Here is a 22,514-nt window from a genome sequence, read left to right as displayed (position 1 = left end):
TCAGCAGTCCTCTGGATGACGAAAAAGGACCATGGGCTGATCGCCGGGGTTGGCGACAAACTGCTGACTCTCAGGGTCAAACCACAGGCCGATGTTTCCCTCCCACTCGCCGTTGCGCTGCTTATCGCAGATCAGCAAGCAGTCTGGCTCTTTGGTCTCGTCGCCCATCTTTCCCTCGTGGCGCTTCTTTTCCTTTGGCTTGTTGCGCCAAACGCTGATCACGTTGTCCACCTGGTCGGTGATGGCTCCCGACCCTTTGTAGTCGTACTTGTTGGGCTTGTGGCTCTCGTCAGCAGGCTTGCGGATGTGGTGCACGAGGTGGATATGCATCTGGTAATCGCGGGCGATGGCTGTGAGCTCATCCACAAACGATTTCTGTCCGTTGTAGTCATCCTCCCCGCTCACGCACTTCATGAGGGAGTCGATGAAAAAATGAGTGATACCCTTTTCCTTGGCGCAGTAGCGAGCCACGGCCCCCACTTGTTCAGCCCTTACGGTGCCCTGCTGGTCGTACAGCCAGAGGCGCCCATTTGTCCATGCCTTGAAATCTTCGTAGACCTTGAGAAGGCTTTTTTCCCCCTCATCACTCCCAGCGTAAGCCGGGTGGTCGGGGTTAAAACCGGTCCACTGCCGGCCCATGCGTTCAAGCGTGCGAATCGGCTTCATTTCAAAGCTGGCGATGCAAACGCGCTGATCCTGGGCGCAAAGATGCATGCCCACTTGCCCCGTGACGAGACTCTTACCGCCGCCGTTTGCGCCGCCCCAAAGCGTGACCTCGCCGGGGCGAAATTGAATCAGCCCATGTGTCTTGTGCCAAGGCATCACGGGGAATCGGCGCTTGACCGGGTTGTTGATCCGATCGATCAACTCCTGCACGTACTCGGAAGCCGATCGCACCTTCTGATGGGCATCGGTTTCGTGCATGTACTCATCGAAATCGATCTCGTCGGGAAAAATCATGCTTGCCATGTCAAAAGGCCCTCCGTGTCTGTGATTTGAAGAAGCTGAACGCTCGGATGGCCGCGGGAGTCGCGCACCGGCCATCGATAAAGATTGGTGATGACGCGTTTTGCAATCGGCTTTAACGCGTGAGCCACGCGTGCAATACGCGTCGCATCCATCCCGGACACCATGGCTGTCAGGCCGTAGGCAAAACGCCAGTCCTGGAGCTCAGGGGTGTCCGCCTCACTGACGGCGACGGAGCCCAGCGCGGGGCGAATGTCCGCCAGTTCAATGCGAACGATGTCCACGGCAAAGCCGCGGCGGCGCAGTTCGATGATCTTGTCCTGGCCGGTCATACGTAGCTCCCGGCGCCATCGGAAGACCCGCCGCCAGAGGCGCCGCTGCGGGGCGCTTGGTTCTGGGCTTTCGCAAGCCAACGGACGATGAATCGCTCAATGCCGGCCCGGGTCTTTCGGTTGGTCGGGTTGGCGTGGCACCAAGCCCGCATGGCCTTGACCTGCTGCAGCACATCGACGGCGGGGAATGATTCCTGCCACTCGTCCACGGCGGATTGCGTTACCTCGTAATCGGTCTTGTCGACCAAAGGGATGTCGACCAGTGAGGCCAAAGGCTCATCCGGATCTTGCGTTGTGTCGCTCAGCGACGCGACGCGTGCATCCTTTCCTTTCCCTTCCTTCCTTCCTTCCGCTTTCACGCGTGCTTGACGCGTGGTTGACGCGTTGGCCACGCGTGAAGGAAATTGGCTTTCGGACTCCCTGTTGTTGATAACTTGGTGCTTGTCGAACGTCGGAATTTCCGCCAGGTTCTTGCCGTCAGCTTCATACAAGATGACCAGACCGGCATTGACCAGCTCGGAAGCGAGCGTTTCGACATCGCAGTTATCCCCAGGGAGATAGCGCAGCTTGAATGTGCGAGGCTTCCACTCAAAGCGACCTGCCCGATCGGCTTCACACCAGAGTGCTACGTATAGGAGACGTGCCAAAGGTGTGAGCGAGCAGATGTCTTCGCTTGTGAAGAACTCAGGCTTGATCGTGCGGATTCGAGCCATCAGGCCAACCCTCCGGCCAGTTCCATCCGCTGCACCTGGGCAGGGCTACGCTGGCCAATCAGGTGGTTCTGGTCGGCCAAATAGTGGTCGGCCAAAGTCCGGTAGTAAGGGGCGCCCGTGAGCTCGAAATAGATCATGGCGACCTGCATCAGGTGACCCTGGGCCTGAATGCGCAGTTCAAGCGCCTTGTCGGCGAGTTGCTGCTTTTCTTCTGAGGTCATGCGGCCTCCAAAACCAGATCGGCATGAAAGAGGCGCAGGGCCTCGCTGTTGTAGGCGGTCTGCCAGGCGCTGTGATCAGGATGGCAAGGCGGGAAGGGGTTGCTGACGGCGCAGCCGTGGTGGGCCTGCTGGGCGTCACGGCGGCCCAGTTCTTCGGCCGTCAAGTTGTGGGGGGTGAGATGCTGGGTCATGCTGCAGCCCTCAGGTCACGGAACAGGCGGCGCTCGACTTCGCGCTCCTGCTTCAGGCGCTCAATCTCCTCGCGGGCCTCGCGCAGTTCGCGCTGGGTCTCGGTCTCACGCTTGCGCAGGCTGGTCAGGTCGTAGCCGCGGGCGTTCAGCATCCAAAGCAGGGGCGCATCGTTGCCACACACGTCCATCAGAGCGGAAAGCTTTGACCAAGTGATCCCCTCTTTGTCGTCAGTCCAGCGAGAGAACTGCGAGCGGTCGGCCTTCAGGGCGTCTTGAACTTCTTTTGGCATCAGGCCTGCGGCCTTGGCGCAGAGGGAGATCGAACCACCAAGGGTGGACTCACGAGCCACCTCTTGCGGGGTGACTTCAACGGGTATTCCGAGTTGCGACACAGCGCTGCTCCAATCTGTTGAGTGGTGTGGAGTGGCTCGAAAGTCCAAAATTTTTGGCATGGACTTCACGAAAAAACTTCAAAACAAAAGCGCCCGGGGCCAAAAGGCCCAGGGCAAAAGCCGCACCCGCGTCCAGGGAGGAGAAGACGCTTGCACTGGGTGTGACGGCATGGAGTGCGATCTCACCCGCGCCGACTTGGACGCTTGGGCAGATCGAGGTGTTGGTGGCCCGGTGCACCTTCAGCAAAATGGAGTTCTCACACAACCATTTGCAAAGGGACCGGACCATGGAAAACTCAGAAGAGACCATCAACTTCTCCTGCCCGAATTGCGGCAGCAGCACGTTCAAAACGACCACCAAGCCTCAGTCGATAGAGGACTTGAACGGGCTGGTCTGCAACGACTGCGGGCACGCCATCAATGGGGAGGACATCAAGCAGATGGCCGTCCAGATCGCCAAGGACGAAATCAAGAAGTCGCTTCGCGGTCTCTTGCGGTAAAGACGCCACAAGTTCGCCCAGCTCGTGGAGTTGGGTTTGAAGCGATGTCGTGTCGAACGACAAACGCATGGTCACCATGGACATCACGCCACCTGCCCTGCTTGAGTGGGCTGGGCCTTGGCGCGCAATACCTCCCAGCGCACATCGGGACGGAGCTCTTCGCAAGGGACGCCGGTCAAGCCTTCAATGCTTGGGCAGTGGTCCGATGGGACGCGAGTCTTACGCCAGCCGTTGATCACGGCGTGGCTGTTCAACCCAAGGTCGCGAGCAAGCTTGGTGATCCCGCCGTGAAGCCGGATCGCGCGGTCAAGTGGGGATTCGGTCGTTTGTTCCATGGTTGCATTGTAGATAGTTTTTCTATCAATGCAACATTTTCTATCTTGGCCGAAAATCCGTCTGCTCGGTAGGCTCCTCCAATGAGCATTCACAAGCTAATCAGAGAGGGGCGCGCACGCCTCGCACTTACCGAAGAAGCATTCGCGAAGCTCTGCGGTGTCACCCGCGCAACGGTTCAGCAATGGGAGCGAGAGGGCGGAACAGCCCCCGCACGAAAGCGTCAGCAGGCAGTTGCTGACGTGCTTGGTATCTCGGTAGCTCAACTGATGACGGGAGACGGCAGCGCGAATACTGCGCCAGGCCCAAACATCAGGGGAGAGGTTCCATTGATTTCAAGCGTCCAAGCTGGATCGTTCACAGAGCACGTAGATAACTTCCACCCCGGCGATGGCGGCATGGAGATGATCTCCACGTCGGTACCCGTCAACCGCTACACCTTCGCCCTGCGCGTCACAGGTGACAGCATGGAGCCTGAGTTCACTGAGGGCATGGTGCTGATCATTGAGCCCGAACTCGATCCGCTTCCTGGTGATTTCGTTATCGCAAAAAATGGCGGTGACGAAACCACATTCAAGCAACTCGTAAAAGATGGTACGGAGTGGTATTTGAAGCCGCTCAATCCTCGCTACCCAATAAAGCTTCTGGGCGATAGTCGAATAATTGGCGTTCTTCGATCAGTGGAGAAGCGTTACCGATAGAGATCAATTTAGAAAACCCGAACAAGGATCGCAGGGGGTGAAATGAAATCAGGGATAAAAGCCGCCATGCTTTGCGCGGCGTTGTTTGCGGCTGCCATCGCGCGCGGCCGGGCGGCTGACGGCGAGCTCTTCGCTCTTGTCTCTTCCGATCAGTGCAAAGAAAATTGCGACAACGACATGTTTAAACAGGTGTGGCGTCGCTACGAAGATGCAACAGGCATACGCACCGCACTTGATACAGCCTCGGTATCTTTGCAACCGCAGGGTGGATTCTTTGTAATTCTCTACACGGGGCAAGCCGGCCACCTTTTTGATGGCTCAAAAGTCCTTCGCCCATACTTCAATTGCCAAGGCCAATATCAAGATTTCACAAGCTTCCCATCCTCACTTCATGACTTTGGCCCGAATTCCGTTGCGGGTCGAATAGAAAGTGACTACTGCCCCAAGTCTCAGGCACGTTTGCCGAAAAAGCAAAAGGATGGGGCTACTGCTCTGGAACTCGCGCCGACCATCAAGCCAGCTCATCCCAAGCCGGCGCGCACATCTGACGAAGAATTTTCGAAGCAGGTGCAGGCCAAAGTTCAGGCCATTAAGACCAGGAAAGCTCAAGAGCCAGCCACCAACAGCGAGCAGTGCATTTCACTGGTTCGAGTAGCTGCCCTGGCAGATGCTTACGTTCGCCAGTGTGGCCAGCGGCCCGGGGTCAGCCAAGCCGCAATGGACCACTACTCGCGCAGCAACTGCGCCAGGATCTCAGCGGCCGATGAGATCAACGTCACGCGCAAGCAGGTTGAGTTCGATTCGGTCTCGGACTTCAACCGCGATGGCGCCCAGGCATATTGCCGCGAGGCGGGGGAGTTCTATGCCGACAAGACTGATCTGTTCGGCATCAAATAAAGGGAGCGGGAAATGAGCGATGGCAATGACGTCAAGTGGATGCAGGCGAATTGCCCTGTTGAGTTTGGCATATCAACAGAAGGAGAACTTTTGATTTCCTGGCCTCATCCTTTTGCGGTGCCAGGACCTGGAGGCCAGACTCTTGAAAACGAATTGTGGCTGGGGGTCCGAATTCCAGCGTCGGAACTACCGAAATTGAAGCTTGGCCTGGAGCTAAGCCGTGAAATTCAGGAAGTGCTTGCCGCAACGCCACCAACGCAATCCAAGCACTGAATCGTTGCAGCAGAGTTTTTTTGATTGGCGCGCCGATCATTGAATTTCCTTCAATCTTCTGGCAATGATAGTTCAATCAATCTGAACATAGAAGAGTGCAGGGAGATAGCATGTTTGAGAACGTCGCCCACCTCACAGATGAGCAGAAGGAAGAGTACGCCAAGCGGATCGCCTCCGAGCGCGTGCCGATCACCTGCGACGACTGCGAGACCAGGTTCTTGATCCGGGTTGGTGAGCTGGAGACGCGCGACGAGTTCCGATGCCCAGGCTGCGGCGAGCTGGTGAAGGTGGATGAAGAGACCGCCGAAATCATCATCGGTATGACCTCGTTCGGGGTGCTGATGACGATCAGCAACATGATGGATGACCAGGACGAGGATGAAGAATAACCCTCTCGTGCGCTTTGGATTTGAAGTTCAGCCAGGTCAACCCAATGCCGAAAAACCAATGGTGAAAGGATCGATATGAGCGATCAAATGGCCGTGCCACCTGAAAAAAAGATTCTTTTTGAAGACGTGGTAAAAATGCTGGAGGACGTCAAAGCAGACATGACTTGCCCGGTTTGTCGTCAAGAAGAAGGTTGGTCTGTAATTGGGGGTAATGTGGATGGCGACGTTGTTCGATACGCGGCAATGCCTGAGTTGCCAAACAATTTCATCGCAACCCCGTTCAAATACTATCGGTTCGCAATGCTGATATGCGCCAATTGTGGCTATACAAGATTGCATGACGTGTCCGTGCTTATGCGAAGAAATACTCGGGAGACAGGTGGCGAGAAATGAGTTCGGAACCCAAGCTGCGACTTCTTCGTCCTGAGAGCTTCCACACAGCAGAAGCACCCCCACAGCCCGAGGCCTTTCGGCGCCATGGTGACGGCGATGGCCATGGGCCCTATGATGACGGCATGCAACAACGTGTAGCCGCCCTTGAAGGATTCGCATCTGATGCGAAGGAGAAGCTCACGCGCATCGAAACGAAGCTTGAGCACCTGGAGAAGGAAGTGAGCACCACAAAGTGGTGGGTCGCTGGGTCGACCGTCACCATCGTGCTCACCATGATTGCAGCCGTCCTAGGGACAGGCGTAGCCATCCAGCAGATGACGGTGGCGACATTCCAGGCTGCCGGCGCGCAGGCTTCCCCGCCCCAACCGGCCCAGCCCCCCATCATCATCAACGTGCCAGGCGCGCCCGCCGCGGCCCCAGTCGCCCCCAGCGCAACGACCGCCCCGGCCGCAAAGACTCCCTGACGCCTCGACCACCGAGGAACTGCCCGCCACGAGCGGGCTTTTTTTCGTCTGCCATCAACTACGTATGCCTCTAAGTAGATTCTTTTTCTTTCATCGAGATAGTTTTTCTTGCATTGATAGTTTTTCTATCGCAGAATGCACTCATGCCGCAGCGAAAGCTGCACCGCCTGATCCACACGGCGGGTTGACCAGGGACATTCGGTGGTCCGGGGATGCGAAAGCAGGCATGAGGGATGGAGGCAAGCACGCCGGAAGTTGCGAGGCAATGCTGGGGCGATCCATGGACCGATGGTCAATGGAGAGAGAGATCAGCAGCAAACACTGTCGAGGGGGTCCTTGATACGACGTTTGCAGTCGGGTTTCAGCAGAAGCCCGAAGACCAATGCGGCCAGGCGCTGCGAAGGAGAACACATGCGAGAGACCTAGCCGGATGACCCGGCCAAAACCCAATCGTGAGAGCCGCACGAAAGACGGCACGGGTTCCCAGTTGGCTGATGGTTGCAGGAGTGCCCGCCCTGCGTACACCAGAGGACGCCGCCAAAGATTTCACGTCGCCTCAGAGCGTCATAGCTTGGGCCTGAACACGGGTGCAATACCGCCGGATCGACGTAACCGGTAGCCCTTCGCAAGAGGGGCAAAACCTGAGCGCCTTCACTGAGGGGGTTCAGGTTTTCAAAGGAGTCCGTAATGCTTGATCACGGCACGCTCAACATTCCTGGCCGTACCAGCACCATCAATTCCGAGCTGGACAAGTACAAGGTCCGGCAAGCCGCTGCAGATAGGGCCAAGGCCAAAGAACTCGGCGCCAAGCTCAAGGCCAACAAGGCCGAGGCGCGCGAACTTTGGGACCGGTACGGTGAGGCCATGTTGCAGGAGCTGGGTCCGCGCATCGTCCTCAAGGATGGCGACACCCGCGACAAGGCCATGCGCGACATGAAAGCAACGCTGCTTGACTGGGTCAAGTGGCAGCCGGCCCGCTTCATCAGGCTGGTCAACGAATACCGGGATGGTCAGCTTTGATCTACCCGCTCCACCCTTTCCTCCCATCCCGGCAAGCCCGGGATTTTTTTCGTCCATCAACAGGAGAACCCATGGACAACCAACTCCAAGCACCATGCATCGGAGCCAAGTGGCCCGGCGCAATTGACGGCATCTATGCCGGCGTTTCTCGCGGCGAGAACGGTGAGCCTGATGGCCACCTGGTGCTGCTTTCTGCCAAGCCAGAAGAAGACCTGACCTGGAAGGACGCCAAGGCCTGGGCCGAAAGCCTGGGCAACGGCGCCCGCCTGCCGACGCGCTTTGAAAGCGCCCTGCTCTACGCCAATCTGCGCGACCAGTTCGACCTGGACGAGTGGTATTGGACGGGCACGGTCTACCAGTCCTCGCCTTCCTATGCATGGGGTCAGGACTTCGGCGGCGGCGGCCAGGACGGCAACCGTCAGGACGACGAGTTCAGGGCCCGGGCTGTCAGCAGATTTCCGATCAATTCTTGAATCCTTTAACTCCGGAGTACCCAATGTCCCTGACCATTGAACAACTCGAAGCCGAGCAGGTGAAGCTAGCTCGCATGATTGCCGAACTCAAACAATCGGCACCAACCTTCTTTCACATTCCCGAATCCCATATCGAACTCAAGCCAGGCCAGCAGTATGCGGGTTTGGTCCTGAAGGATGACGGCTCTCCCAGCCATCACCTGATCCTTTTGCCCGGCGAGGCTGAAGAGGTCAACTGGGCCGATGCCAAGGCCTGGGCGGCCAAGGCTGGTGGCGAGCTTCCCACCCGCCAAGAGCAATCCCTACTGTTCGCCAACTTGAAGGGCGAATTCAAGGAAGCTTGGTACTGGTCTGGCGAGCAGCACGAGTCCTCGCCTTCCTGTGCATGGGGTCAGGGCTTCGGCTCCGGCAGCCAGGGCCACGGCCATCAGGGCAGCGAGTTCAGGGCCCGGGCTGTCAGCAGATTGTTCATTTGATCCTTCAGTCCTTTGAGTCATGAGTCTCCACACGGACCTCCCCATCTACCGGACCGGCGTGCAACTTCTATCCTTGGCCTTCAAGGCTCAGGAGCAGATGCCCCGAGGGATCAAGCGGTCTCTCGGCGAGAAGGTCAGCCAGCACTGCGTCGAGATGTTGGATCTGATGGCGCTGGCGAATGCCACCAAGCACGGAGAACGGGCGGCGCACATCCGGGCCTTGATGACGCACCTCCGCGCCATCACGGTGCTCTTGCGCGTCAGCCATGACAGCCGATACATCTCACACAAGCTGTGGGCCGAATCGGTTTCTCTGCTTGGCAGCATCGGCAAGCAGGGCGGTGGATGGCTCAAGTCAGCATCGAATAGGTCGCCCGCCGCATGAGTGTCAAGGCCTCATGCCTGTGCGAATTTTGAATCTGGTTGCACCGCTGCCCCACAAGGGCACCGCCAAGCGCACCACAGATACCACCGCCCCAGGCGCGCAGGTCTGGCGCAGTTTCTCCAGTGATCGGCAGCAGCCTTCGCCGGGGCGACGTAGATAGTGCAATCCTCAGTCCTCGCCTTCCTATGCATGGAATCAGAACTTCAACAACGGCAACCAGAACAACAACCATCAGAACAACGAGTTCAGGGCCCGGGCTGTCAGCAGTATCAAACCTTTTCGAACCGCTGGTGCGTGCGTACCTCGACTGCCGTCGAAGCAAACGCAACACCGCAAGTGCACTCGAATTCGAGGCCCACCTGGAGAGCAACCTGTTTGATCTCCACGAGGACCTCATCAGCGGCGCCTATCAGCCGGGCCGCTCCATTTGTTTTGTGATCACCAGGCCGAAGACCAGGGAAGTTTGGGCGGCCAAGTTCCGTGATCGGGTCGTGCACCACCTGCTCTACAACCACATCAGCTCACGCTTCTATGCGCGGTTTGATGCCGGGAGCAGCGCTTGCATACCCGGTCGCGGAACGCTGTATGCGGCGCAGCGCCTGGAGCACGCCGTGAGGTCCATCACCCAGAACTGGAGCCGACAGGCCTTCTATCTGAAGATGGACCTTGCAAACTTCTTCGTGGCCATCGACAAGCATGTTTTGTTCGATCAGCTGGCCCGACATGTCCATGAGCCATTCTGGCTGTCGCTGGCACGCAAGATTCTGTTTCATGACCCGCGCATGGACGTTGAGGTCCGGGGGCGCCCTGACTTGCTGGCAAAGGTGCCACCGCACAAGAGCCTGTTCAATGCGCCGTCAGACACCGGTTTGCCCATCGGAAACCTGAGCAGCCAGTTCTTCGCCAACGTGCACCTGGATGCCTTGGATCAGTTCTGCAAACACCAGCTCAAGGCCAGGCACTACGTGCGGTATGTCGATGACTTCGTGATCTTGCACGAGTCGCCACAGCACCTGAATGCCGCGCTGAAGCGGATCGACGCGTTTCTGCCTGCACGCCTGGGCGCCAGGCTCAACCCGACGAAGACGATCCTTCAGCCAATTGATCGCGGGATCGACTTTGTAGGCCATCTGATCAAGCCATGGCGCCGCACCACCAGGCCGCGAACGATGCGAACTGCCCTGGAGCGGATCCGAACCGTGCCGGATGCCGACACATTCGCCACGGGCAACAGCTACCTGGGCCTTGCCCGGCAGGCAAGTCACAGCCACCACGATCAAGCCCTGATCACCAACGCCCTGCGAAAGCGGGGCCACACGGTCGAGGGAAAGAACCTCACCAAGGTGTTTCGAAAACACCCATAAATCGTCAAACAGGCCACCCACGCGTGGCTTTTTTCATGGGAGCAAGACAGATGAGCATCGAACAAAAGATCGCGACTGCACTCAGCCAGATCAATGAATGCCTGTATGACCACGGCGCTGGGAAGTACGCGGGCGCTGTTTCTGCAGAACAGCGCAACCGTGCATTCGACAACGCCAGATTTTTGGCTGTCGAACTCCGCCGTCTCGCTGCTGTTGATGCCGAGCTGGCCGCAGCAAAGGCACAGGTGGAGGCGCTGAGCAAACCTGATGCCGCACTGATGCAAGCGTGCGATCTGCTGAGTGCCACCGTAGGTCTTGTCATCGCTCATCAAAGAAGGATGGGCTACGAGGATGGCAGCGCAATTGACAACCACGTCAGCGACGTTGTCCGGTTTCTCCGGCCTTGGCCTGGTCGATCCCCGCAGCCGCCGACACGGCAAGCCGTGCCGGAGGGCGTGACGCGGACAGATGCAGGATTCGACTGGGACGATACAGCGCAGCACCACATCCCAAAACTCACCGTCTGGTTCACCCCTGTTCCAGCCAATGCGCCTTGTGATGCAAAGGGTTGGAAAGACCGCGATGCGCTGGCTTCCCTGCTTTCCACCCCGCAGCCCGACGAACCAGATCCCACCCCCTGCATCCACTGCGACGGCACAGGTCTGACAGAGTACCGCCCCAGCATGGATCCGGCTTGCAAACCTAAGCAGGAATGCTGCAAGGCTTGTGAGGGTCGCGGGTATCTACCCGACTAATTCCACCCCACCCACAACACAGCCCTCTCATAAGGGCGTTTTCTTTTGGAGGCCGCGCATGCTGACCACAATTAAGGCGTTCCGTCACGGAGAACATCGGTACCGCCACGTCATCAATACCAAAACCGATGATGTATTCCTGCAGCTCGAGCGCCACGACGAGCCATGCGAAACCTTGCTGCGCTACGACCTTGACGGCAATGCCTGGGACATGGCTGGCGAGTACATCGGAAAATTCCGCATGCGCGGCGGGTTCTGGGTGTTTGAGCCGCCGCTGCCAACCTTGCTGACCAACGAGCCGATACCGCAAGACACGGCGTTCATCCTCTGCGAGCGCACCAGCGCCGCCGAATCCCTCCTTGACTCCGAAGTCACCATCAGCAAGAGATGGCTTGACTCTCAGTAGTAACCCACCCAGCCCGCACCAGCGGGCTTTCTCTTTTCTGGAGCCCACATGAGCGCAGTCCTTCAGCCGCGCATACCGGCAATCCCCCCAGGTTTTCAGGCCCCTCCGGTGCTGGAGGTTGAGCGGGCACTGCGCCTGCGTATTGCTGAGTTGCTGGCCGAGTTGGGCGAATGGAAGCCACCGCCCATCGAACCCGGCCACACGCGATTCAGCACGACGCTGGACCACATCCCCTGCATCGCCGATTTCGAGTGGTTCCCTCCCGATGGCGACCGGCCTGCCTTCATCGAAATCAGCCGGGTCTGGGTCAACGGCCAGGACATCGGATCGGACCTGAGCCGGGACCAGATAGACAGGCTGACACAGCACGTCAACACGTATTACCTGGACGAAATCAACGAACAACGTGTATTGGAGAAGACGACATGAGCACGATTGATGATGGCGGCCCGGCGTATCCGGTGCGCAATGCCCATGAATATCAAGCCCACGGCATGAGTCTGCGGGACCATTTCGCGGGTATCGCGTTGCTGGACACACTAGCTCAATGCCGCTCGTTCCCCGATGAGACTTGGCGTGATGGCGTTGCCCGCGATGCCTACAAGATGGCCGACGCCATGATCCGCGCCCGCGCTACCGGGAAGGCAGGTGCGGAATGAGCACCGAGTTCAACCCGGCCACCCTAAAGCTCAAGGGTATTACATACCCGGCGCAACCGATGGACCCACGGCCAGGGCATGGGTGTCATGGGTGCGCTTTTGAACCCGAAGCTGGCTCTCTTTGTTGCAGACGCGCAAATCAAGAGCCGTCCTGCATTGACGTCTTTCGCCCTGATCGAAAAAACATCATTTGGGGGAAGCCCCAGGGAGACCAACCATGACCCCCACCACCAAAACCCGCCTTGGCATCGCGGCCGTCATCGCCCTATTCCTGGCTCTCTCTGCCCAGGCAGCCCGAGAGTCAGGCGGCAGCGACATTGAGACCATGGAGCGCACCGCCCAATCGGTCGAGGACACCGATGCGGCCGGCCGCCAGGTCGAGGCAGAGCACATGTTCAACCAGCGCGTGCAGTTGGCCGGCGACACGATCTGCATCCGAACCCATGGGCCCAGCTACCGGGCATCTTGGGAGGGCAAAGACGAATCGCTGCACTGCGTTCAGCGCGGAGAGCCCGCCAAGCAGGACCGGCTGATGCTGGCGGATGGGGGTGTGCGATGAAATCCCGGCCAACCTACACCACAGTTGCTGACGCCAGCCGCGCGCCCTGCACTGCAGGACCAGCCCCAGAAGGCTGGGTTGTCGAAACCATCATTGAGGGCCGCGCAGCCTGGATGATCAAGCCCGAGCCACTGACAAACTACACGTTCACGCATGAGCTTGAAAAGGCGCACGTCTTTGAGCGCGAAGGCGAGGCCCGCGATAGCCGCGCCGCAGTCTGGTGCTGGCATGACCGTCACGGCCAACATCCATCGATCGAGGTGATCTACCTCACAGATGGGTACAGGGCCCAAATTGCTGCAGACCGACCACAGCAAGAAATATGTGATCTACCGTCGCCTCGTATTCGGCTGATGCTGGCTCACAGGGGGAGCGATGAATAGAAGCAACCCGGCTAAAAAACTCAAGCCCTGCCCGATTTGTGGTCAGCAGCCTGAACGGTTCACAGTCGGAAAAGACAGCATCGAGGTAATTGCCTGCCACAAAGGATGCAAGCCGAACTGGAACAGTATTGTCATCGGCATCAGATCTGTCGATGTCGCTGGCCACGGATGGAGCGATCTGGCCGATTGCTGGAACACCATCGAGCTGTATCAAGACGAAGCAGGCATACGACGCGTGCGATTTGATTCGTACGCACCTGGACATGGACCTCAAAAAATAGCCGGTCCTTTTTCGCCCTGGGATCGTGACATTTCTGAAGCGATGAGGCTCAGGCGAGTGAGGGATGCAGTCCTAGGCTTTTCGCTTGAAGGGTGCGACCAATGACCCGCCACTACTCCACCGCCCAACGCCTGCAGAACCTTGCCGTCACCGCCCTGGTGGCGTTCGCTGCACTCCTGGCCATCGCCGGACTGATCGTTCTTTCTATTGCCCCGGAGCACATCCCATGATCACCACCGAAACCGCGACAGTCTACCGAGGCGGTGGCCGCAGATGGTTCACCAAGAAGGCCGCGATCTGGGCCGAGGCAAAGAAGTCGTATCAGGCCTGCGTTCACAACAAAGGTCGATGCGAATGCGGAAGCCAGTTCATTGATGGCTTCGGCCAAATGGATGACTACTGCCACTACCACGACAGAAGCCAGCCAGTGTTCTCCCGGTACACGCGCTTCGTGTCGTATCTGATCGCCAAGGAATCCCCATGACCTCTCAGACAACCATGATCCAAGGAACTCCGATCGAAATCGGAGAGCAGGTCTTTCACAAGTTCTGCTTGCCCACGCTGAAAGCGGCGGCGCCTGCGAACCCCACCCATCAGCAGTGGGCGCAGCTTTACGGCGGCTTCCTGATGGCGTGCATGGGCGCGATGGCCGCCGATTTCGGCCAGCAAGGGGCCGTGGACATCATTCAGGTGTTTACCAAGGTGTTCGCCGAAGTCGAATGGCCGGAAGCGAGGACTCAATGACCTGCTGCAACAAGAACTGCAACCAGGGCCGCGACTGCCCGGCCCGGCAGGCCTGCGAGCTGCCCATCGACGTCGCCGAGCCCGACAACTGGCTTGACGACCTTATGCGAACCAGTGGATGGGCCCTTCTCTGGCTCATTCTCCTTTTCATCTTTTCACTTGCAGCCGGCTACTTCGCCGGCTGATTTGTTTTTGGAGACCCAAATGTCAAACGCCCTTCAGGCTGGTCACAAGCAGCCCAACCCCGTCGCCGTGCTGTCCAAGTTCATGGACAGCCTCAAGCCCCAGTTGGCCCTGGCGCTGCCCAAGCACCTGACAGCTGACCGCATGGCCCGGCTGACACTGACGGCTTTCAGCACCACGCCCGCCTTGCAGGCCTGCACGCACCACAGCATCGCGGCCTCGATCATGACGGCCTCAACCCTGGGCCTGGAGCCCGGCGTGAATGGCCAGGGCTACCTGATCCCCTACGGCACCAGCTGCACCTTCGTGCCCGGCTGGAAGGGCCTGGTCGACATCGCCAACCGTTCGGGCCGTTGCACGGTCTGGACCGGTGCTGTGTTCGAGGGCGACACCTTCGAATATGCCCTGGGCGACAACCCGTTCATCCGGCACCACCCTGGCGACGAAGACGACCCGTCGAAGTTGACCCACGTTTACGCCGTGGGCCGGGTCAAGGGCAGCGAATGGCCGGTGATCGAGGTCTGGACCATTCGCAAGGTCTGGAAGCACCGCGACAAGTTCAACAAGGTGGGCAAGCGGCACTACAGCTTCGGCAACCCCGAGATGTACGCCCGCAAGGTGCCCCTCCTGCAGGTGCTGAAGTACATGCCCAGCAGCATTGAACTGTCCAGCGCCATCGCGGCCTCGAATGCCGCCGAAGAAGGCCGCACCGTCACCGTCGACAGCAACTTTGTGGTGGTCGACAACGGGCCGCCCCAGCAAGGGCCAGACGAGGCCGCACAGGACGGCACCAACCAGGCCACTGGCGAGGTCACCTTCATGACCGATGAGGAGTTCAAGGCCCAGCGCGAGGAGTTCAAAGCTCTCATTGAGAGTGGGAAGCGCAAGCCCAACGACCTGATCCACACGATCGAGACCCGCACCCCACTGACCCCCGAGCAGAAGATGGAAATCGCCTCGTGGGCCCTCGAATCAACCGAAGCCGCATAAGGAAGGCACACCATGCAAACCGTAAACCTGATCCAAGGCACCCCCGAGTGGCTGGCCTACCGCCGCGACCACTTCAACGCCAGCGATGCGCCGGCCATGATGGGCGTGCACCCGACCGTCACCCGCAACCAGCTGCTGCAGGAACTGCACACCGGCATCAGCCGCGAGTTCAGCGACTATGTGCAGGAGAACGTCATTGACCCCGGCCACCACTTCGAGGAACTGTGCCGGCCCCTGGCCGAGAAGTTCATGGGCAAGCGCCTCTACCGCGTCATCGGCTCGCTGGGCAAGCAGTCCGCCAGCTATGACGGCCTCGACCTGCTGGAGACCGAAGGTTGGGAACACAAGCGCCTGAACGAGGTGTTGCGCGCGGCCTTCGCCGACATGGAAACCATCGCGCCTGAGCACCGCGAGCAGGCCGCCGGCCGTTGCCTCCCGATCTACCACCGTGTTCAGATGGAGCAACAGGCCCATGTGGGAGACCTCAAGCGCGTGCTGTTCTCGGCCAGCGACTGGGATGCAAACGACAACCTGCTGGAGGTGAAGCACGTCTGGTACTACCCAGACCCGGACCTGCGCGCCAAGATCATGGCCGGCTGGGATCAGTTCGACGCCGACCTGGCCACCTACGTGCCACCGGCCCCGGCCGAGCCCAAGCCCATTGGCCGAACCCCGGAAAACCTCCCCGCCCTGCGCATCGAGGTCACCGGCATGGTCACGGCAAGCAACCTGGCCGAGTACCGCGACCACGCCCTGGCTGTGCTGGGTGACATCAACCGCGATCTGAAGACCGATCAGGACTTTGCAACCGCCGAGGCCACGGTCAAATGGTGCGGCGATGTCGAGAGCCGCCTGGAGGCCGCCAAGCAGCACGCACTGAGCCAAACCGCCAGCATTGACGAGCTGTTCCGCACCGTGGACGAGATCAGCGCCGAGGCCCGCCGCGTGCGCCTGGAACTGGACAAGCTGGTGAAGGCCCGCAAGGATCAGATCCGGATCGAGATGGTGCAGACCGGCCAGAAGGCCCTGGCCGACCACATCGCCGCCCTGAACGCCAGCCTGGGCAAGCCCTACATGCCCCAGGTGGCCGCCGATTTCGCGGGTGCCATCAAGGGCAAGCGAACGATCGACAGCCTGCGCAATGCGATCGACACGACCCTGGCCCAGGCCAAGATAGAAGCCGACGCCATCGGGCGCCGAATCTCGACCAACCTGAACACCCTGCGCGACCTAGCCGCCGATCACAAGGCGCTGTTCCCGGACACCGCGCAGATCGTGCTCAAGCAGACCGAAGACCTGACCTCGCTGGTCAAGACTCGGATTGCCGAGCATCAGGCGGAGATTGCGCGCCAAGTGCAGGCCGAGCGCGAAGCCCAGGAGCGCCGCGAGGCTGCTGCCCGGGCTGAAGCTGAGCGCAAGGCTGAGGCAGAACGTGTGCGGGCAGAGCAGCAGGCCGCCGCAGAGCAGGCGCGCCAGGAAGCCGAGGCATCGGCTGCAGCGCTGCGCCAGGCTGAAGCCGAAGAGCGCGCGGCGGTGGCCGCCGCTGTGCAAGTGGTGGAGAACAACGGGCCCGACAGCCTGGCCAGCCACTTTCCGGCTAACGTCGGGACGCCTGTTTTCACTGACGAGGTGACATCTGCTGCGCCGGCCCCGGCCGCCAACGTGGTGCCCCTGGCCCGCCCTGCACCGGTGGCCACCAGCGCAGCACCCACCCTGCGCCTGGGCGAGATCAACACCCGCCTGGGCGTGTTCAACATCACGGCCGATGGCCTGCGCGCCCTGGGATTTGAGATCGTCGCCAAGGACCGCGCCGCCTGCCTGTACCGCGAAAGCGACTGGCCGCACATGCTGGCCGCCATGGTCGAGCACCTGCAGTCTGTGCAGGCCAAACAGGCCGCCTGATCAAAGCACCAACCCAGCCCGCTTATCGCGGGCTTCTTTTTGCCCACAACCTGGAGAACACCATGACGATGAAGCGCATCGACTCTTCCGATCAGAACGTCAGCAAGTACGTCTTCGACTTCGACAACGCAGTGGCCGAGGCCGTGCTCTACAAATACCCGACCTACGAAGAGCGCACAGTGATCTGCTGCAGCACACAGTCGGGCTGCCCGGTGGGCTGCCGCTTCTGCGGCGCCGGCGACAACTTCGTGCGCAACCTCACCGCCTCGGAGATCGTGCACCAGGTCACGAGCCTGTTCAGTGACCGCGGCATCGACCCTGAAAAGGTCAAGAAGTGCCAGATCATGTTCATGTCCATGGGCGAGCCCATGCTGAACTTCAAGGAACTGGATGCTGCCATCCGGGTGCTGCACAACCTCTATCCCCGTTTCGCCCTGCTGATCAGCACCAGCGGCCCGCGCGTCGAATACGCGCCGCTGTGGAAGCTGTCGACCGATGTGCCAACCGTGGGCCTGCAGTTCAGCGTGCACGAGAGCACTGACGAGGCCCGCGACAAGCTGATCCCGTTCAAGGCGAAGCTGAGCCTTCAGGAAATCGCCACGCAGGGTGAAATCTGGGCGATGAAGACCGGCCGCCAGCCGTTCTTCAACTACTGCGCACACGAGGGCAACACCAGCCAGGCAGACGCCGACCGCCTCGGTGCCCTGTTCAACCCCCGCATCTGGCAGGCGACTGTCAGCGTGGTCTGTGAGCGTGATGAGTCGGTGGCCGCGGCCAATCAGCGTCAGCGTGACCTGACAGCCGGTTTCATGGAGAAGCTGATGCAGATCGGCTTCAGCACCCGCTGCTTTGACCCAGCCGGCCAGGACGACATCGGGGGCGGCTGCGGCCAGCTCTGGTTCGTTCAGGACTGGATGAAGCGCCACCCACAGCTGGCCCGGCCGAGCATTGGCCGAGTCCTTCCAATTGTTCACACACCCCGGGAGCAGCAAGCATGAAACTCACCCACCTGACCATCGAGAACTTCCTGGGCGCGCGCGCCGTCGATCTGGACCTGGCAGCCGAGCCGGTGCACCTGTTCTGCGGCCTCAACGGCGCCGGCAAGAGCAGCATTCAGGAAGCCGTGCGCGTGGCCCTGACCGGGGAAGCCGTGCGCGTGGCCCTGAAGAAGGAATACGGCCGGCTGCTGACCGAGGGCGCCGAGGGCGGCTTCATCGAAGTGCAGGCCGATGGCGAATCGTCGGTTGTCACGCTGCCCAGCGGCAAGGGCTCCGGCCCAGTCGAGCGCCCGGCGGCCCTGCCGTACGTTCTGGCCGCCCAACGCTTTGCCCGGATGGATGCCAACGAGCGCCGCGCCTTTTTGTTCGGTCTCATGGGCCTGACCGCAGACGGCCCTGCCGTGCGTGAGAAGCTGGCCGCCCGGGGCGCGGATGCTGCCCGCATCCAGGCCATTGGCCCCCTGCTGCGCGCCGGGTTCGATGCCGCGGCCGAGGAAGCCAAGAACCGGGCCCGTGATGCCAAGGCCGCCTGGCGGGCCGTGACCGGTGAGACCTACGGCGCCAAGAAGGCCGAGGGCTGGAAGGCAGCACAGCCGGCGGAGGCCGGCGCCGACACCCAGGCCCTGCAGGCTGAGCTCGATGAGCTGGACGCCAAGCTGGCCAGCCACAACCGCGAGCTGGGCGCCCTGCAAGCTGCCGAACAGGCCCGGGTCAATGCCCGCAGCCAGGTCGAGGCCCTGCGCGAAAAGGCCGGCAAGCATGCGCGCATCGCCGAGAAGCTGAAGCGCGACCAGGCCGAGCTGGCAGATTGGGAAGCCGCAGTGGCCGCAGCCACGGCCATGGCTGGCAATGGGCCGCGCGTGGGGCTTCTGCATGATGCGATTGCCGCTCTGGATGAGGTGGTAGTGTTCGCGCCGGACGACAAAACAGTGAATGCCGAGGCCGTGCTGAAGGCGTATGAGCGTGAATATGGCCCCGTGGGATCGAGTGGCGATCCCAAGGCTGCCGAAGCGCTGCCCGAGTACGTCAAGGCCCGCGACCTGATGGCCCGCGCCGTTGAGAACGGAAAACGCGACCTGGCCGAGGCCGATGCGGCAGCCAACCAGCTGGCCGCCATCTCTCTGGATAAATCCGACGACGACAGCACCAAGCTGGACATGCTGCGCGACCTGGTGGTCGAGCTGCAGACCCAGCAGCGCGACCTGCGCGCCAAGATCCAGGCGGCCAAGGCGGCGGAATCTGCCCGGGCCCAGGCCGACGAAAAGACAGCCAAGGCCGCCCAGCACCATGCAGACGTGGCTGGCTGGGATTTGATCGCCGAGCAGTTGGCCCCAGGCGGCATCCCGGGTGAGCTGCTGGTCGAGGCGCTGGGCCCGCTGAATGCCCGGCTCGCCAGCTCTGCCCGTGAGGCCGAATGGCTCAAGGCAGAGGTGCACGCCGACATGCCGATCACCGGTGGCGGCCGCCGCTACGAGCTGCTGAGCGAGTCGGAGCAGTGGCGCGTGGATGCCATGCTGGCCGAGGCCGTGAGCCACCTGTCAGGCCTTCGCCTGCTGGTGCTGGACCGGTTCGATGTGCTGGATCTGCGTGGCCGTGGCGACCTGCTGGCCTGGCTGGATGGCCTGACCGAGGATGGCTCGATCGAGACGGCCTTGCTGTTTGGCACGCTGAAAGCTGCGCCGGCGGCTGGTACTGGCCTGGCGGTGCATTGGGTTGAGCGCGGGGTGGTTGGCGGGCTGAAGGTGGCAGCATGAGCACCACACCCAAAGCCCCGGAACTGGCCGCAGACCTGACGAACTACGTCAACAAGTACGGAGACGAGAACGGTGGCACGTTCTTGATGATTGAAGCAATCAATGAACTCCGCCGCCAGCACGGAGAGATTGAAGGGCTGCGCGCCCAGGTGGAGGCGCTGACCGGAGCAATCCGCGACGAAATGAACGAGGGTTTGCGATTGCGTGAGCTGGGCGGCGCTGGGCCCGACGAGAACATAACAGCGTTTACTGAGCGAGTGATCTGTGAACGTGACGAGTTGCGCGCCCAGGCGGTGGCGCTGAGTAAGCCCTCTACACAACCCGAGATGCACGCGCCAAAGTGCCCAGCGCTTGACGGCGGCGAATGCATTTGCACCCGAAGTGATCGGCATGATCCGGGCGTTGACAATGCATGGGCTCGATTCTGCGCGACCGTTGGCGACGGGCCGGATGCTCCGTACCCGGGGATGATCACCTCGTTTGAGCGCTACTACAGCCAGTCGTTTGCTGACAAGGACTGGCGGAAAGAGGCATCAGTTTGGGCCGCTGCGTGGAAGGCTGCGATGCTGTACGCGCCCCAGCCGCTGACACGGCCAGCCGTGCCGGAGGGGTGGAAGTTGGTGCCGGTTGAGCCGACTGAGGACATGCTGGATGCCGCCCACGAGTCTGACCGTGAATACACGCTTCGGAATTTTGGCGATGTGATGACCGTCATGCAGGGCCCCTGGGATCACTGGGATGCGATGGTAAATGCCGCCCCGCAGCCCGATCAGGTGAAACCCTTCCAAAACCGAGTGCAACCATGGCTCATGGAGTGCTTTGGCGAGATGATCGCGGGCGACCGCGAGGAGCGGAATCACCGATTCCTTGAGGAAGCACTGGAGCTGGTGCAGGCCTGCGGCTGCACGGCCAGCGAAGCACATCAGCTCGTCGATTACACGTTTGGCCGCCCCATCGGAGAGCCCGCACAGGAGGTCGGTGGCGTCATGGTCACCCTGGCCGCGCTGTGCTTGGCGAACGGCCTAGACATGCATGCAAACGGTGAGACCGAACTGACGCGGATCACCGCTCCAGAGATGGTCAAGAAGATCCGCGCCAAGCAGGCAGCCAAGCCGAAATACTCGCCGCTGCCAGAGGCCGCCCCGCAGCCCGAGGCAGCACAGCCCACCGCAAGGCCGGAAACCCCCGCAAGCGCCGACAGTCTGGAGGCCATGGAACGAGATGCCGGAAGGTATCGCCAGCTTCGACGTGGACAGCGCTGGAGTGTCATCAACGGGATTGGCGACACGCTGAAGGGCGACGAGCTTGATGAAGCTGTTGATGCTGTTCTCTTGCCAATTCCGCAGCCCGAGGCAGCACAGAAAGGTGGGAATTGACATGGTTAATTTCAAAACCCGATGCGGAACCGAATTTTATATTGATGAAGATATTTTTCAGGAAATATGCAAATTCACATGGCGCGTTAGTAAAGACGGATACATCTTTAGAAAAACAACCATAGGCGGCAAAAAAGGAAGAAATTTAATGCTCCATCGTGTAGTTCTAAGACAGTCTGATCCAACGAAACTTGTTGACCACATTGATGGAAACAAACTAAACAATTTGAGGTCAAACTTACGAATAGCATCAAAAGGAGAAAATACATGCAATCAAATGAAAACCTCCAATACGTCATCTCAATTTAAAGGCGTGACATTACTCAAGAAAAATAAATGGCGGGCACAAATCCAAATCAACAAAAAACGTTTTTACCTTGGCGAGCACGACAACGAACATGATGCGGCCCATGCTTATAACAAAGCAGCAATTCGGTTGCATGGTGATTTTGCAAGGCTAAATCCTGTTGGGTTCAAGGGCGATTGTTTAAGTTCTGGAGACAAGACATGACCAAGCCCCTGACGATCATGCTCAACCCCAATGAGCAAATCGTGGCCGTTACGCCCGAAATATGCTCTGGCCCAGGCTGGGTTAATGCGCCGACCTGGGTGCATATCGTGGACTACTCGACAGCCAAGCACCGCGCCGAGTGCATCCAGCCCGACGAGCGCACACCGGCACTTGATGTGCTGTTTTCGGCAGCCGAGGCCATGCAAGGGAGTCTGCTGGCTGCTGTACCAACCAAGACCGTGAAGGGGAAGACATGACCAAGTGGCCTGAGCCCGTGGGGCACATCCTTGACATCGGCGATTTTGAGTTGGGTTGCAAGCCATATCACTCCGGGCCTGAATGGGAGCAGGTTTACACCGCCGATCAAGTCCGCTCCATCGTGAGGGCGGAGATGGAGGAATGCGCAAAGCTGTGTCGCCAGGAATGGATTACCGAGGCAGACCGGGAATACGGTGAGCGCTTGGCAGGGCTGATTGAGGGCAAGATCAAGGATATCGTCAAGCCAAAAGGTGAACTCAATGGATGAACAAA

Annotated in this window: 38 protein-coding genes; 30 read left to right on the top strand and 8 right to left on the bottom strand. The window is 60.0% G+C overall.

Features of this window, described 5'->3' with window-relative positions:
- The 7 genes from F624_RS0105805 to F624_RS34705 all read right to left on the bottom strand — a co-directional run bounded on the left by F624_RS0105805 (position 1) and on the right by F624_RS34705 (position 3,125).
- Positions 1-960, bottom strand: coding sequence for a DnaB-like helicase C-terminal domain-containing protein (locus tag F624_RS0105805; protein WP_019573331.1), 960 nt, complete (start codon positions 958-960; stop codon positions 1-3).
- On the bottom strand, positions 957-1,298 hold the full coding sequence (locus F624_RS0105800) for a hypothetical protein (RefSeq protein WP_019573330.1): 342 nt from the start codon (positions 1,296-1,298) through the stop codon (positions 957-959). Before F624_RS0105800 ends, F624_RS0105805 begins: the two co-directional genes overlap by 4 nt.
- Positions 1,295-2,011 carry a hypothetical protein gene (locus tag F624_RS33245; protein ID WP_031254231.1) on the bottom strand — a complete coding sequence of 239 codons (717 nt, stop codon included), beginning with the start codon at positions 2,009-2,011 and terminating at the stop codon, positions 1,295-1,297. Before F624_RS33245 ends, F624_RS0105800 begins: the two co-directional genes overlap by 4 nt.
- Positions 2,011-2,232 carry a hypothetical protein gene (locus tag F624_RS0105790; RefSeq protein WP_019573329.1) on the bottom strand — a complete coding sequence of 74 codons (222 nt, stop codon included), beginning with the start codon at positions 2,230-2,232 and terminating at the stop codon, positions 2,011-2,013. Before F624_RS0105790 ends, F624_RS33245 begins: the two co-directional genes overlap by 1 nt.
- Positions 2,229-2,423: a hypothetical protein gene (locus F624_RS0105785; protein WP_019573328.1), complete on the bottom strand. Its 195-nt coding sequence runs from the start codon at positions 2,421-2,423 to the stop codon at positions 2,229-2,231. Before F624_RS0105785 ends, F624_RS0105790 begins: the two co-directional genes overlap by 4 nt.
- The gene (locus F624_RS0105780; RefSeq protein ID WP_157443340.1) at positions 2,420-2,713 is read right to left on the bottom strand and encodes a hypothetical protein; all 294 of its coding nucleotides are present in this window, start codon (positions 2,711-2,713) and stop codon (positions 2,420-2,422) included. Before F624_RS0105780 ends, F624_RS0105785 begins: the two co-directional genes overlap by 4 nt.
- Before the next feature lie 76 nt (positions 2,714-2,789).
- Positions 2,790-3,125 carry a hypothetical protein gene (locus F624_RS34705; RefSeq protein WP_157443339.1) on the bottom strand — a complete coding sequence of 112 codons (336 nt, stop codon included), beginning with the start codon at positions 3,123-3,125 and terminating at the stop codon, positions 2,790-2,792.
- On the opposite strand from F624_RS34705, the gene F624_RS36465 reads away from it, so the two are divergent.
- Positions 3,064-3,315, top strand: a complete 252-nt coding sequence (locus F624_RS36465; protein WP_019573326.1) for an ECs_2282 family putative zinc-binding protein — start codon at positions 3,064-3,066, stop codon at positions 3,313-3,315. The two genes, F624_RS34705 and F624_RS36465, sit on opposite strands and share 62 nt — an antisense overlap.
- A gap of 83 nt (positions 3,316-3,398) precedes the next feature.
- On the opposite strand, the gene F624_RS0105770 is transcribed toward F624_RS36465, so the two are convergent.
- The gene (locus tag F624_RS0105770) at positions 3,399-3,650 is read right to left on the bottom strand and encodes a transcriptional regulator (RefSeq protein WP_019573325.1); all 252 of its coding nucleotides are present in this window, start codon (positions 3,648-3,650) and stop codon (positions 3,399-3,401) included.
- Between the two features lie 81 nt (positions 3,651-3,731).
- Here F624_RS0105770 and F624_RS33930 point away from each other — a divergent pair, with 81 nt between their 5' ends.
- The 29 genes from F624_RS33930 to F624_RS0105640 all read left to right on the top strand — a co-directional run bounded on the left by F624_RS33930 (position 3,732) and on the right by F624_RS0105640 (position 22,509).
- Positions 3,732-4,349 carry a LexA family protein gene (locus F624_RS33930; protein ID WP_084679422.1) on the top strand — a complete coding sequence of 206 codons (618 nt, stop codon included), beginning with the start codon at positions 3,732-3,734 and terminating at the stop codon, positions 4,347-4,349.
- A gap of 42 nt (positions 4,350-4,391) precedes the next feature.
- Positions 4,392-5,246 carry a hypothetical protein gene (locus F624_RS34695; protein WP_157443337.1) on the top strand — a complete coding sequence of 285 codons (855 nt, stop codon included), beginning with the start codon at positions 4,392-4,394 and terminating at the stop codon, positions 5,244-5,246.
- A 12-nt stretch (positions 5,247-5,258) separates the two neighbouring features.
- A complete protein-coding gene (locus F624_RS34690) occupies positions 5,259-5,519 on the top strand; it encodes a hypothetical protein (protein WP_157443336.1) in 261 nt (86 codons plus the stop codon).
- Between the two features lie 110 nt (positions 5,520-5,629).
- Positions 5,630-5,908, top strand: coding sequence for a hypothetical protein (locus F624_RS0105755; protein WP_019573322.1), 279 nt, complete (start codon positions 5,630-5,632; stop codon positions 5,906-5,908).
- Between the two features lie 75 nt (positions 5,909-5,983).
- On the top strand, positions 5,984-6,301 hold the full coding sequence (locus tag F624_RS34685) for a hypothetical protein (RefSeq protein ID WP_157443335.1): 318 nt from the start codon (positions 5,984-5,986) through the stop codon (positions 6,299-6,301).
- The gene (locus tag F624_RS0105750) at positions 6,298-6,765 is read left to right on the top strand and encodes a hypothetical protein (RefSeq protein WP_245573564.1); all 468 of its coding nucleotides are present in this window, start codon (positions 6,298-6,300) and stop codon (positions 6,763-6,765) included. The genes F624_RS34685 and F624_RS0105750 overlap by 4 nt, the downstream gene beginning before the upstream one ends.
- Positions 6,766-7,452: 687 nt before the next feature.
- A complete protein-coding gene (locus F624_RS0105745) occupies positions 7,453-7,785 on the top strand; it encodes a hypothetical protein (RefSeq protein WP_019573320.1) in 333 nt (110 codons plus the stop codon).
- A gap of 71 nt (positions 7,786-7,856) precedes the next feature.
- A complete protein-coding gene (locus tag F624_RS0105740; RefSeq protein ID WP_019573319.1) occupies positions 7,857-8,258 on the top strand; it encodes an Lcl C-terminal domain-containing protein in 402 nt (133 codons plus the stop codon).
- A gap of 23 nt (positions 8,259-8,281) precedes the next feature.
- On the top strand, positions 8,282-8,734 hold the full coding sequence (locus F624_RS0105735) for a hypothetical protein (RefSeq protein ID WP_019573318.1): 453 nt from the start codon (positions 8,282-8,284) through the stop codon (positions 8,732-8,734).
- 19 nt (positions 8,735-8,753) lie between these two features.
- Entirely contained in the window at positions 8,754-9,119 is a 366-nt protein-coding gene (locus tag F624_RS0105730; RefSeq protein ID WP_019573317.1) for a four helix bundle protein, read from the top strand.
- Positions 9,120-9,409: 290 nt separating this feature from the next.
- Positions 9,410-10,483 carry a reverse transcriptase domain-containing protein gene (locus tag F624_RS0105725; protein WP_019573316.1) on the top strand — a complete coding sequence of 358 codons (1,074 nt, stop codon included), beginning with the start codon at positions 9,410-9,412 and terminating at the stop codon, positions 10,481-10,483.
- A gap of 50 nt (positions 10,484-10,533) precedes the next feature.
- Positions 10,534-11,238 (top strand): hypothetical protein, encoded by a 705-nt coding sequence (locus tag F624_RS34680; protein WP_019573315.1) that lies wholly within the window; start codon positions 10,534-10,536, stop codon positions 11,236-11,238.
- A gap of 58 nt (positions 11,239-11,296) precedes the next feature.
- A complete protein-coding gene (locus F624_RS0105720) occupies positions 11,297-11,644 on the top strand; it encodes a hypothetical protein (protein ID WP_019573314.1) in 348 nt (115 codons plus the stop codon).
- 48 nt (positions 11,645-11,692) lie between these two features.
- Positions 11,693-12,073 (top strand): hypothetical protein, encoded by a 381-nt coding sequence (locus F624_RS0105715; protein ID WP_157443334.1) that lies wholly within the window; start codon positions 11,693-11,695, stop codon positions 12,071-12,073.
- The gene (locus F624_RS0105710) at positions 12,070-12,303 is read left to right on the top strand and encodes a hypothetical protein (protein WP_019573312.1); all 234 of its coding nucleotides are present in this window, start codon (positions 12,070-12,072) and stop codon (positions 12,301-12,303) included. Before F624_RS0105715 ends, F624_RS0105710 begins: the two co-directional genes overlap by 4 nt.
- 217 nt (positions 12,304-12,520) lie before the next feature.
- A complete protein-coding gene (locus tag F624_RS0105705; RefSeq protein ID WP_019573311.1) occupies positions 12,521-12,862 on the top strand; it encodes a hypothetical protein in 342 nt (113 codons plus the stop codon).
- Between the two features lie 375 nt (positions 12,863-13,237).
- On the top strand, positions 13,238-13,630 hold the full coding sequence (locus F624_RS34675) for a hypothetical protein (RefSeq protein ID WP_157443333.1): 393 nt from the start codon (positions 13,238-13,240) through the stop codon (positions 13,628-13,630).
- The gene (locus tag F624_RS36220; protein WP_019573309.1) at positions 13,627-13,755 is read left to right on the top strand and encodes a hypothetical protein; all 129 of its coding nucleotides are present in this window, start codon (positions 13,627-13,629) and stop codon (positions 13,753-13,755) included. Before F624_RS34675 ends, F624_RS36220 begins: the two co-directional genes overlap by 4 nt.
- Positions 13,752-14,009, top strand: a complete 258-nt coding sequence (locus tag F624_RS0105690) for a hypothetical protein (RefSeq protein ID WP_019573308.1) — start codon at positions 13,752-13,754, stop codon at positions 14,007-14,009. Before F624_RS36220 ends, F624_RS0105690 begins: the two co-directional genes overlap by 4 nt.
- On the top strand, positions 14,006-14,269 hold the full coding sequence (locus tag F624_RS0105685; RefSeq protein ID WP_019573307.1) for a hypothetical protein: 264 nt from the start codon (positions 14,006-14,008) through the stop codon (positions 14,267-14,269). Before F624_RS0105690 ends, F624_RS0105685 begins: the two co-directional genes overlap by 4 nt.
- The gene (locus F624_RS0105680) at positions 14,266-14,454 is read left to right on the top strand and encodes a hypothetical protein (RefSeq protein WP_031254222.1); all 189 of its coding nucleotides are present in this window, start codon (positions 14,266-14,268) and stop codon (positions 14,452-14,454) included. Before F624_RS0105685 ends, F624_RS0105680 begins: the two co-directional genes overlap by 4 nt.
- A 19-nt stretch (positions 14,455-14,473) precedes the next feature.
- The gene (locus tag F624_RS0105675; RefSeq protein ID WP_157443332.1) at positions 14,474-15,442 is read left to right on the top strand and encodes a recombinase RecT; all 969 of its coding nucleotides are present in this window, start codon (positions 14,474-14,476) and stop codon (positions 15,440-15,442) included.
- 12 nt (positions 15,443-15,454) lie between these two features.
- On the top strand, positions 15,455-17,344 hold the full coding sequence (locus tag F624_RS0105670; protein WP_019573304.1) for a hypothetical protein: 1,890 nt from the start codon (positions 15,455-15,457) through the stop codon (positions 17,342-17,344).
- A 62-nt stretch (positions 17,345-17,406) separates the two neighbouring features.
- A complete protein-coding gene (locus F624_RS0105665; protein ID WP_157443331.1) occupies positions 17,407-18,342 on the top strand; it encodes a radical SAM protein in 936 nt (311 codons plus the stop codon).
- The gene (locus F624_RS0105660; protein WP_019573302.1) at positions 18,339-20,096 is read left to right on the top strand and encodes an AAA family ATPase; all 1,758 of its coding nucleotides are present in this window, start codon (positions 18,339-18,341) and stop codon (positions 20,094-20,096) included. Before F624_RS0105665 ends, F624_RS0105660 begins: the two co-directional genes overlap by 4 nt.
- A complete protein-coding gene (locus F624_RS35500) occupies positions 20,093-21,472 on the top strand; it encodes a hypothetical protein (RefSeq protein ID WP_019573301.1) in 1,380 nt (459 codons plus the stop codon). The genes F624_RS0105660 and F624_RS35500 overlap by 4 nt, the downstream gene beginning before the upstream one ends.
- Positions 21,462-21,983 carry an AP2/ERF family transcription factor gene (locus tag F624_RS33925; protein ID WP_169426548.1) on the top strand — a complete coding sequence of 174 codons (522 nt, stop codon included), beginning with the start codon at positions 21,462-21,464 and terminating at the stop codon, positions 21,981-21,983. The genes F624_RS35500 and F624_RS33925 overlap by 11 nt, the downstream gene beginning before the upstream one ends.
- Positions 21,980-22,240, top strand: a complete 261-nt coding sequence (locus F624_RS0105645; protein ID WP_031254216.1) for a hypothetical protein — start codon at positions 21,980-21,982, stop codon at positions 22,238-22,240. Before F624_RS33925 ends, F624_RS0105645 begins: the two co-directional genes overlap by 4 nt.
- The gene (locus F624_RS0105640; RefSeq protein ID WP_019573298.1) at positions 22,237-22,509 is read left to right on the top strand and encodes a hypothetical protein; all 273 of its coding nucleotides are present in this window, start codon (positions 22,237-22,239) and stop codon (positions 22,507-22,509) included. Before F624_RS0105645 ends, F624_RS0105640 begins: the two co-directional genes overlap by 4 nt.
- Positions 22,510-22,514 lie beyond the last annotated feature (5 nt).

The sequence above is a fragment of the Curvibacter lanceolatus ATCC 14669 genome (genome assembly GCF_000381265.1).
In the GTDB taxonomy this organism is placed as follows: domain Bacteria; phylum Pseudomonadota; class Gammaproteobacteria; order Burkholderiales; family Burkholderiaceae_C; genus Curvibacter; species Curvibacter lanceolatus.
Note: the sequence above shows the minus strand (reverse complement) of the source record. Positions and strands in the feature narration are given on the sequence as shown.